Source organism: Streptomyces lincolnensis, assembly GCF_021173675.1.
Lineage (GTDB): Bacteria > Actinomycetota > Actinomycetes > Streptomycetales > Streptomycetaceae > Streptomyces > Streptomyces lincolnensis_B.
Genome location: NZ_JAIHON010000006.1, coordinates 492595 through 502335 on the forward strand (window position 1 = coordinate 492595; position 9741 = coordinate 502335).

The 9741-nt window shown below is 73.0% G+C and carries 9 protein-coding genes; 5 read left to right on the forward strand and 4 right to left on the reverse strand.

All coding sequences use genetic code 11. The features are described from left to right. Positions 1-8: 8 nt before the first annotated feature. Positions 9-923, forward strand: coding sequence for a GHMP family kinase ATP-binding protein (locus tag K4B79_RS20070; RefSeq protein WP_232028167.1), 915 nt, complete (start codon positions 9-11; stop codon positions 921-923). Positions 924-993: 70 nt separating this feature from the next. On the opposite strand, the gene K4B79_RS20075 is transcribed toward K4B79_RS20070, so the two are convergent. The 4 genes from K4B79_RS20075 to K4B79_RS20090 all read right to left on the reverse strand — a co-directional run bounded on the left by K4B79_RS20075 (position 994) and on the right by K4B79_RS20090 (position 4545). Further along, complete coding sequence (locus K4B79_RS20075) at positions 994-1938, reverse strand: TauD/TfdA family dioxygenase (RefSeq protein WP_232028168.1); 945 nt, start codon at positions 1936-1938, stop codon at positions 994-996. A gap of 92 nt (positions 1939-2030) precedes the next feature. Further along, positions 2031-2870 (reverse strand): ABC transporter permease, encoded by an 840-nt coding sequence (locus K4B79_RS20080; RefSeq protein WP_232028169.1) that lies wholly within the window; start codon positions 2868-2870, stop codon positions 2031-2033. Next, the gene (locus K4B79_RS20085; RefSeq protein ID WP_232028170.1) at positions 2867-4120 is read right to left on the reverse strand and encodes a methylaspartate mutase; all 1254 of its coding nucleotides are present in this window, start codon (positions 4118-4120) and stop codon (positions 2867-2869) included. The genes K4B79_RS20080 and K4B79_RS20085 overlap by 4 nt, the downstream gene beginning before the upstream one ends. Continuing rightward, positions 4117-4545, reverse strand: a complete 429-nt coding sequence (locus K4B79_RS20090) for a cobalamin B12-binding domain-containing protein (protein WP_232028171.1) — start codon at positions 4543-4545, stop codon at positions 4117-4119. The genes K4B79_RS20085 and K4B79_RS20090 overlap by 4 nt, the downstream gene beginning before the upstream one ends. Before the next feature lie 389 nt (positions 4546-4934). On the opposite strand from K4B79_RS20090, the gene K4B79_RS20095 reads away from it, so the two are divergent. Genes K4B79_RS20095 through K4B79_RS20110 form a run of 4 tightly spaced genes read left to right on the forward strand, consistent with a single transcriptional unit; the run spans position 4935 to position 9668 of the window. Continuing rightward, a complete protein-coding gene (locus K4B79_RS20095) occupies positions 4935-6683 on the forward strand; it encodes a fatty acyl-AMP ligase (RefSeq protein ID WP_269463652.1) in 1749 nt (582 codons plus the stop codon). Further along, on the forward strand, positions 6680-8428 hold the full coding sequence (locus K4B79_RS20100) for an acyl-CoA dehydrogenase family protein (RefSeq protein ID WP_232028173.1): 1749 nt from the start codon (positions 6680-6682) through the stop codon (positions 8426-8428). The genes K4B79_RS20095 and K4B79_RS20100 overlap by 4 nt, the downstream gene beginning before the upstream one ends. Then, complete coding sequence (locus tag K4B79_RS20105; RefSeq protein ID WP_232028174.1) at positions 8425-9357, forward strand: hypothetical protein; 933 nt, start codon at positions 8425-8427, stop codon at positions 9355-9357. The genes K4B79_RS20100 and K4B79_RS20105 overlap by 4 nt, the downstream gene beginning before the upstream one ends. A 35-nt stretch (positions 9358-9392) precedes the next feature. After that, positions 9393-9668 carry an acyl carrier protein gene (locus tag K4B79_RS20110; protein ID WP_232028175.1) on the forward strand — a complete coding sequence of 92 codons (276 nt, stop codon included), beginning with the start codon at positions 9393-9395 and terminating at the stop codon, positions 9666-9668. Positions 9669-9741 lie beyond the last annotated feature (73 nt).

Consider the following 9741-nt stretch of genomic DNA (forward strand, 5'->3'; position numbering starts at 1 on the left):
GGACCACGGTGACGACGATCGACACGACGACGCTCCACGCGGACTACCGCCGGGTGGCCGCCACCGGGGTCAGCTCGGCCTTCGGCACGTTCGGCGAGCTCCTCCAGGGCGTCCTGCCGGAGACGGACGGCGACTTCCTGGTCACCCTGCCCGTGGCCCGGTGGGCGGTGGCCCGGTTCGAGGTGGACCCGCACACCGAGGTGCTCCAGGTGTGGCCTCCGCACAAGAAGAAGGCCCTGAGGCTCACCTCCATGATCATGGAGGACGCGCGGCGGCCCGCGGGCGGTGTGCTGAGGATCGACAGCACCCTGCCCGAGGGCAAGGGGCTGGCCAGTTCGTCCGCGGACCTGGTGGCGACGGCACGGGCCGTCGCCAACGCCCTGGAGGAGCCGATGCCGCCGCGGCGCATCGAGTCGTATCTCGCCAGGATCGAACCCACCGACGGGGTTCTGTACCCGTCGGTGGTCGCCTTCCACCACCGCAGCGTGCGGCTGCGCGCCCGGCTCGGCTCCCTGCCCTCGATGGCGGTGGTCAGCGTCGACGAGGGCGGCGCCGTGGACACCGTCGACTTCAACAGCATCCCCAAGCCGTTCACGGCCGCGGACAAGCGGGAGTACGTCCGGCTCCTGGACCGGATCGGCGACGCTGTGGCCCGGCGGGACCTGGACGAGGTCGGCGCGGTGGCCACCGCGAGCGCGAGGATGAACCAGGTGCTGCGGCACAAGTGGTCCCTGGAGCCGATGATCGCGATCTGCCGCGAGGTGGGCGGTCTGGGCGTGGTCGTCGGGCACAGCGGCACCACGCTCGGGATCCTGCTGGACACCGCGGCGCCGGACTGCCACAGCCGGCTCACCGCCGCCGCGCAGGCCTGCCAGCAACTCGTCGGCAACGTGACGGTGTACCGCACGCTCAGCTTCCACTGAGCCCACGGCGACGACAGGGGCCGCACCCGGGATCCGGGTGCGGCCCCTTCGGGGTGCTCGCGGGCCGGGCCTACGGCCGGAACGGCTCTCCCATGCCCACGACGATCTCCCGCTCGCCCCGGTGGGGTTCACGGCTGTGCGCCGTGCGCACGTTGTCGATGACGAGGAGGTCGCCGTGGAGCCACGGCTCGCGGACGGTGTGCCGCTCGTACACGTCGTTGATCAGGTCGACGGTCGCGCGGTCGAGCGGGGTGCCGTCGCCGCAGAACGTGTTGAAGGGCAGCCCCTGGGGGCCGAACTCGGCCGTCAGGAACTCGCGGACGTCGGGCGCCATCGTCCACTCGTTGAGGAACGCGATCTGGTTGAACCAGCACCGCTCACCGGTCGCCGGATGCCGTACGACGGCCGGGCGGGTCTGGGTGGTGTGCAGCGCGCCGTCGGCGTCCCAGCGCGCCTCGATGCCGTGCGCGGCGCAGTGGCGGTCCACCTCGGCGCTGTCGTCGGTGCCGAAGGCGTCCTGCCAGGAGATGCCGACGAAGGGGTTGTAGTGGCGGGTGAGCCGCCAGCCGTGGAGCTCGAAACGGGCCACCAGGTCCGGGGGCAGGTCCCGCAGGACGGCCCGGCTGTCGGCGATCGCGGTGATCCCGCCGTCGGCCGGCGGGGTGAGGCAGGCGAACGCCATCAGCCGGGGGGCCGACGGCGCGTAACTGAGCTCGTGGTGCATGCACATGGGCTGGTCGGCCGGCCAGTGCGAGGAGGAGTACACGCCCTGTCCGTAGGTGTCGCGCGGCGCGAACCCCTCGCGCTCGGTCAGCGGGTCGCCGATCATCCGGCCGACGGCCGCGACGGCGGTCGCCCGGTTCTCCAGGCGCAGTCCGCGGACCAGGACGGCTCCGCTGCGGGCGACCTCCTCCCTGATCGCCGGGCGGTGTTCGGTGAGCCAGTCGACGGCGGCGCCGGGCGGCGCCGCCGTCGCGTCGAACCGGACGAGCGGGCCGGTTTCGGTTCCGGGCATGATGCGATGCCTCTTTCGTCTCGGATGTGGTCTCGGATTTCGTCTGGGATGTCGTCTGGGATGTCGTCTCGGAGGGGTGCGGGCGGTGCGGATCAGGCCGGTGGACGCCGGAACGCCCGTACGGCGGCGGCGGATCCGACGACGGCGACCAGGACACTGGCGCCGAGCGCGGACCACACATGGGTGCCCAGCGGCTGGTCGAGGGCGAGTGCGCGATTGGCGTCCATGGCGTACGACAGCGGGTTGACCGTCGCCAGCACCTGGAGCCAGTCCGGGAGCCGGTCCCGGGGGACGAAGGCGCTGGAGGCGAACATCAGCGGGAACGTGACCAGATAGCCGGCGCTCTGCATGGCCTCCGGGTTGCGCAGCCACGCCCCCAGCGCGAGGAAGATCCAGGTCATCGCCCAGACGACCGCGCAGGTGAGCAGGACCGCCGCCAGCAGACCGGGCAGGCCCCCGGCCGGGTCGGCGTCCAGGAACACCACCGCCACCACGACGAGGATCACCAACTGGGCGGTGGTGCGCAGCAGATCGGCGAGGCTGCGGGCGAACAGCAGCAGCGGGGCGTGGATCGGCAGGGTGCGCAGCCGGGCCACGGCACCGTTGTCCATGTCCCGGACCAGGCCGATGCCCGAGGCCACCGCGGGCCCGATACCGGTGGTCACCAGCAGGGCGGGAAGCAGGAAGTCCAGGTAGGCCACGCCGTCGGGCAGGTGCTCGCGGTCCACGATGGCCCCGAAGACCTGGCTGAGCAGGAGCAGCATGAACACCGGCTGCAGCATGCTGAGCACCACGACCTTGACGTGCGTGAAGTTCGCCCTGACCGACCGGCCGGTGAGGATGAGCAGCTGCGCCGTGGGACTGCTGCCCCGCCAGATCGGCCCCGACCCGGCCGTGCCGGGAGCGGCGGGCGCCGGCGAGATGCTGGTCATGGGGTTCCTCCCAAGTCGTAGGCCCGTTGCACGTGGGACAGCGCCGAGAGCAGGTCGGCGGACGTGACCTTGCGGGCGGCCGACACGGCGGCCGTGGGCAGGGGGAGCGCCCCGGTGTCCGCCCAGCGCAGCCAGCCGTCGCGGTCGATGAAGCTCCTGGCCCGCCCCGCGTTGTCGGGGTGCAGGCAGTAGGGGATGTCGAGCAGGCCGCGCCGGAAGGCCGTCACCAGGGCGGTGCCCACGTCGTCGTCGAGCTCCAGCACGGTGTGCACGAGGGTGCGGGCCTCCGCGTAGACCTCGGAGTCGGCGGCGGGCGGGCCGGGCGGCGGTGCGGGGGCGTCGGCCGCGGCGCGCGCGGCGGTCTCCAGGGCCTCCACGTTGTCCGCGACGGTCGGGATGCGGTGCGCCTCGGCGGCGGTCTTCACGATCAGCCGGGAGGCCCCCGAGGTGACGGCGAGCCGGGCCGCCGCCTCCAGGAGGGTCAGCGCGCCGCCGCGCGAGTGCGGATACACGCCCATGTAGGCGTAGAGCACGACATGCCGGTCGACGTGCCCCAGGAGCTCGTCGGAGAGGAGCCGCAGCGCGGCCACCGCCTCCAGGTCCTGCTGTCGGCTGGTCTGCTGGGCATAGCTCAACGACACGCTGCGCAGCCCGTGCTGGGCGAAGAACAGGCCCTCCAGGACGCTCACCGCGACCAGGACGGCCGGCGGGCACAGCTGCCCGAGCAGACAGCCGCCGAAGCTCTCCAGATGCGGTACCCGGCCGTCGCCGGTGTGGCGGGCGAGCATCCCGCAGGCCGTGCGCCAGCTCTTCACCGCGTCCCGCAACGGGGTCCGGCTGTAGGGCAGGCAGTACGAGACGGGCCCGCCCTCGGTGGCGTCCAGGCCGAGGTCGAGCAGCGCCGAGACGATGTGCTCGGGCCGGGCGGAGCCGTGTCTGACCTGGACGGGGAAGGAGGCGTCGTGGATGCCGTCCAGCACCGCCCGCGAGGTGTGCGGGGGATGGGTGCAGATCGGGTAGCCGTTGAGCGGGACGCCGTCGGCCACCGCCCGGCGGGCGGCCGCCAGGTCACGGACCCGGGTGTAGCTGTCCAGGGTCAGCGTCCCCACCGTGACGGCGTCCGCGGCCCGGGTGCGGGCCAGCCCCTCGCGCATCCGGCCGGGATCGCTGAACCCCATCCGCGGCTGTACGACGAGTCTGCCGCGGGCCCGGGCCCCGGCCACGAAGTCGCCGAAGGGCACCCGCGTCACGACACCGCTCGGACGGGCAACCGGGACACCAGCTCGCGGAACGCGGCCACGTCCCCGTCGTCGAAGACCCGGTCGTAGCCCGCTTCGAGCAGTCGGCGCACCTGCCCGACGTTGCGCAGTCCGTCGGTGCCGAGCTTGCCGCCGATCACCATCGTGGTGGCGGCCAGTTCGGGGTGGGAGCGCAGGCGGCGCACGAGCCGTAGACCGTCCTGGTGGCCGTGGCCGTTCACGCTGCTGACGACGAGCAGCGCGGGCCGGTGCTCCAGGGCGGCGCCCAGCACCAGGTCGTCGGGTGCGCACGGGCCGAGATTGGTGACGTCGTGGCCCCATTCCTCCAGCAGTAACTGGAGATAGACGAGATTCCAGGTGTGGGCGTCGGAAGACGTGCCGGTGACCAGCACGGAGGGCAGCTGGATGCCATGCATGGAATTCATCGGAATCCCGGAGTCGGGGAGTGCCGGAAGTCTCGGGAAGGAGTCCAGGAAACGCGGCGCACTCGGCGGCTGAAAGGTTCTTCGGCAATGCGGTCGAATCTTGACTCTACTGTCGCGAAGGGCCCCGCGACCGGGGTGCCGCTGGCCGGTACTGGCCTCGTCGCCCCCGAACTGCCTGCCTCTACGGGTGATTTGTCCCTGTTGCTGAGGGGTGGCAGGGCACCGCGTGCAGTTTGCTGTCAGCCGTCTTCCCCGGCCCCGGGCCAGCCGGTAGAAAGTCACGGCAGTGCCGGTCCGGCACTCGGAAATCCCCGTTCTCGACCACGAAGGGCAGGGCCACGAATATGGCGGGAATCGTCACCGCCCCCAGTGTCACCGCAATGCTCAGGCAGCATGCGGAAAACCGGCCGGAAAAGCAGGCGGCGGCATTTGTGACGGATCCCGTTCGTGAGGACGGGGCGCAGTGGCTCACGTATGCCGAACTGGACGCGCGGGCCCGGAGCCTGGCCGTACGGCTGCACCGGACCGGCGTCCGGCCCGGTGACCGTGCCCTCCTGCTCCACCCCGCCGGGCTCGACTTCCTGACCGCGTTCTTCGGCTGCCTGTACGCCGGCGTCGTCGCGGTCCCCTCCTCGCTCCCCGGTCGCTACCGCCACGAGCGGCACCGGGTCCGGCGCATCGCGGACGACGCGGGCGCGGCGGCGATCCTGACCGACACCCCCACCCGGGGCGACGTCGAGGAATGGCTCGCCGAGGAGGGGCTCGGCCATCTCCCCCTGATGGTCACCGACGACGGCGCCGGACCCGGCCCCGACGGCTGGACGATGCCGCTCACCGACCACGCGACCCTCGCGGTGCTCCAGTACACCTCCGGCTCCACCGGAGACCCCAAGGGCGTGATGATCAGCCACGGCAACCTGCTGCACAACACCGCCCACATCGCCGAGGTCCTGGACCTGGACGACACCAAGCGCGGCGGCGGCTGGATCCCGCACTTCCACGACATGGGCCTGATGGGCCTGATGGTGCCGCCGCTGATGACCGGCTCCACCACGGTGCTGATGAGCCCCAGCACCTTCCTGAAGCGGCCCCACCTGTGGCTGCACATGATCGACCGGTTCGACATCCACTACTCCGCCGCCCCCGACTTCGCCTACGAGGTGTGCAGCCGGCGCGTCACCGACGCCCACATCGAGGGACTCGACCTGTCCCGCTGGCGGCACGCCGTCGACGGCTCGGAGCCCGTGCGGGCCGCCGTCCTGGACCGCTTCCACCAGCGGTTCGCGGGCCACGGACTGCGCGCCGACGCCCTCGCCCCGTGCTACGGCATGGCCGAGGCGACCCTCTTCGTCTCCGGTGCGGTCGATGTCCCGCCGAGCAGCCTGCGGGTCAGCGCGGCTCAGCTGGAACGCAACGAGTTCCGGCCCGTCTCCGACGCCGACGAGCCCGGCCGGGACGTGGTCAGCTGCGGGCCGCCGCGCGGCGCCGAGGTACGCGTCGTCGACCCGCAGACCCTGCGCACGCTGCCCGAGGGCGGCGTCGGGGAACTCTGGCTGCGCGGACCGGTCGTCGGACACGGCTACTGGGGACGTGAGGAGACCAACGAGGCCGACTTCCGGGCCACCACCGCCGAGGGCGACACCGGATATCTGCGCACCGGCGACCTCGGCACCCTGCACGAGGGCGAGATCTACATCACGGGCCGCATCAAGGACGTCCTCAACCTGCGCGGGCGCAACCTCTACCCGCAGGACATCGAGCACGAACTGCGGGTCCAGCGACCGGAACTGGGCAACCTCGCCGGCGCCTGCTTCGCCGTGCCCGGCGCGGGCGGACACGGCCAGGACGACGTCCTGGTGGTCACACACGAGGTCCGCGGCATCAAGGACGAGGAACGGCTCAGGGAACTCGCCACCGGCATGCGGCTCACCGTCGCCCGCGAGTTCGGCGCCCCCGTCGGAGCGGTCCTGCTGCTGCGGCCCGGCGGAGTGCGCCGCACCACCAGCGGCAAGATCCAGCGCTCCGCGATGCGCGAGCTCTTCCGGGCCGGGGCCCTCCAGCCGACCTACGCCGACTACCAGCCCCACCTGCTCCCCACCGCCCCGGCCGGACAGCAGGCCCCGGCATGACGACCACGATCCCGTCCACCCCGGACGGCACCGCGGTCGACGCCGCCCCCCTGCCGGACCCGCGGGCACTGGACCGCCTGCTCGCCGAGTCGGCCGTGCCCGGCGGGGCGTTCTCCCCGGCGGTGCTCGCCGACCTCGACGCACGGGAGGCGTTCCCCGCCGAGGCGTGCCGCACGCTCGACGCGTTCGGCCTGCCCCGGTACTACGTGCCGGTCGAACACGGCGGCGCCCTGGACGACTTCAGCACCGTCCTGCGGCTGCTGCGCGCGGTCTCCCGGGTGGACCTGACGGTGGCGGCCGCCCACGGCAAGACCTACCTCGGGGCCATCTCCACCTGGATCGCCGGTGACCCGGACCGGGCGGCGCGCCTGGGCCGCCGTATCGGCGAGGGAGCCGTCGTCTCCTGCGCGCTGACCGAACGCCACCACGGCAGCGATCTGCTGGCCGGCGAGGTCACCGCGCGGGAGACCGACCGCGGCTGGCGGATCACCGGCGAGAAATGGCTGATCAACAACATCACCCGGGCCGACCTGATCACCGTCCTGGCCCGCACCGACCCGGCCGGCGGCCCGCGCGGCTTCAGCCTCTTCCTGGTCGACAAGAGCCGGCTGGCCCCCGGCGCGCTGACCCCGCTGCCCAAGGTGCCCACCTACGGAATCCGCGGCGCGGACATCAGCGGCATGGTCTTCCACGACACGCTCGTGCCGTCCGACGCGCTCATCGGCGAGGTCGGCAGGGGCATCGAGATCATCCTCAAGGCCCTGCACGTCACCCGCACCGGCTGTGTGGCCATGTCCCTCGGCGCGGGCGACCACGCCCTGGACCTGGCCGCCCGGTTCACCACCGCCGCCACCGACCACGAGGGCGTACCGCTCGCCGAACTCCCTCACGTCCGACGCGAGGTGGGCGAGGCGACGGCCGCCCTGCTGCTCGCGGAGGCCACCGGGCTGGTCGCGGCGCGTGCCGTCCACGCCCTGACACCGGAGATGAGCGTCGTCTCGGCCGTCGCCAAGGCGTACGTGCCCGCCCAGGTGGACGACCTGGTGGCCCGGCTCCTGCACACGCTCGGCCCGTACGGCCTGCTGGAGGCCGACACGCACGGCAGCTTCGCCAAACTGGAGCGCGACCACCGCATCATCGGCATCTTCGACGGCAGCAGCCTGGTCAACCGCAACGCCCTGGTCGACCAGTTCGCCCGGCTGGCCCGCGGCTACCGCAAGGGCCGCCTGGACGAGGAGGGCCTCGCCGAGGCGACCGACGTCCGGGCACCCCTGCGGCCCTTCCGCCCCCAGGCACTCAGCCTGCTCTCCGGCACCGGCGCCTCCGTCCTCGCCGGACTGCCGGCGGCCGTGGACCGCGTCCACGACCTGGCGGCGGCCGGCGCCGCCTCCGACGGGCTGGCCCGCCTCGCCGGACGCCTGCGACAGGCCACCGACCGGCTCCACGAGGAGATGGCGGCCGTGCGCTTCACACCGCGTGCCGTGCCCGGCCACGCCTTCGAGCTCGCCGAGCGGTTCGAGCTGTGCTTCGCCGCGGCCGCGGCGCTCCACCTGTGGCTGCACCGCCCGGACCGCGTCGAGGAGGCCTGGCTGCGGGGCTGCCTGGTCAAGGCGCTCACCGATCTCGGCGAGCCGGTCGAGGACAGCGCACGCGAGGACCTCGACACCCTCGCCGACGCCCTGCTGTCCGCGGCCCCCGGCACGGTCCCCTCACTCCTCGACTCCCTGGAGGGCACGGTCCGATGACCACGGCCACCGCCCCCGTCACCCTCGCCGAGGCGGTCGAACAGCACCTCGGCGACCCGTACGACACGACGAGCCCCACCGGCTTCCGGGCGATCCTGACCGAGGGCCAGGTGGGCGGCCGGACGGGCGGCCAGGCGGGCCGGGCGAGTCGGCCCCTGACCCCGGAGCGCCTCACCGCCGCTCTCAAGGACGGCGCGAACGCCACCCCCGAGGCCTGGCTGCACGCGCTGCGCGCCCTGTACCGCCGCTCGCCCCGCCTCGGCCGGACCGTCCGCCCCGACCTCCCCGACAACGGCCCGCGCACCACCGCCCTGCACATCGGGGCGAGCGTCGGCGCCCTCGACTCCGCACTCCGCGTCACCGTCCGCCACCTGCGCGGCCGCCACCTCTACGGAGCGCCCGCCGTCGACATCCCGCACCTGCGCGCCGTGCTCTGCGGAGTCCACGCCGACCTGCTGCTGTGCGACCTCCTGACGACCCTCGCGGTCCGGGGCGAGGACGCGCTGCCCGCCCGCGCGGGCGCCCACGAGCAGGCCGTACGGCATCTGGTGCCGCGCGTGATCCAGGGCGCCCTGGACCGGCTGTCGGTCCTGATGGGGTCGCGCTTCTACATCAGGGAGGGCGAAACCGCTGTCTTCCAGCTGCTGTTGAACGAGACCCAGCGGGAGCTGTTCGCACCGGCCCGCCCGCCGCACCGGGCCCCCGGCCCCCTGCCGTACGACGAGTTGATCACCGCCCCGGGGGCCGTCGCACTCCTGTCCCCCGACCTCACGGCGGCCGCTCCCGGCCGGACCCTCGCGACCCACGGCCGGCGCGTCCGGCAGCCCTCCGGCACCGTCCAGGAGCGCCTGTACGCGGACCTGGTCCGCCGCTACGACACCGCGCGCTCCTTCGACCTGGCGGAACGCCGGCTGCCCGACCGCCCCTGACACGCCCCGACCGACCTGCTGAAAAGGACCCTCCCATGCCCGAGTCCGCCGAAGTCGAGACCCACACCGCCGAGAGCCTCGGCCGCTGGCTCACCGAGTGCGTGGCCAGCCATCTGGAGCGCCCCGCCGACACGATCGACGCCTCCGTACCGCTCTCCGACTACGGCCTCGACTCGCTGTACGCCCTGTCGGTCGCCGCCGAACTGGAGGACCACCTCGACATCTCCCTCGACCCGACGGTCATGTGGGACAACCCCACGATCGACGCCCTCAGCAAGGCCCTGGTCGAGGAACTGGCCCTGAACAACTGACAGTTCCAGCCCCCTCAGCTCTCCCTCCCCCCGCAGTCCGCCACCTCCGCAGAATCGAGAGGACCGCACCTCC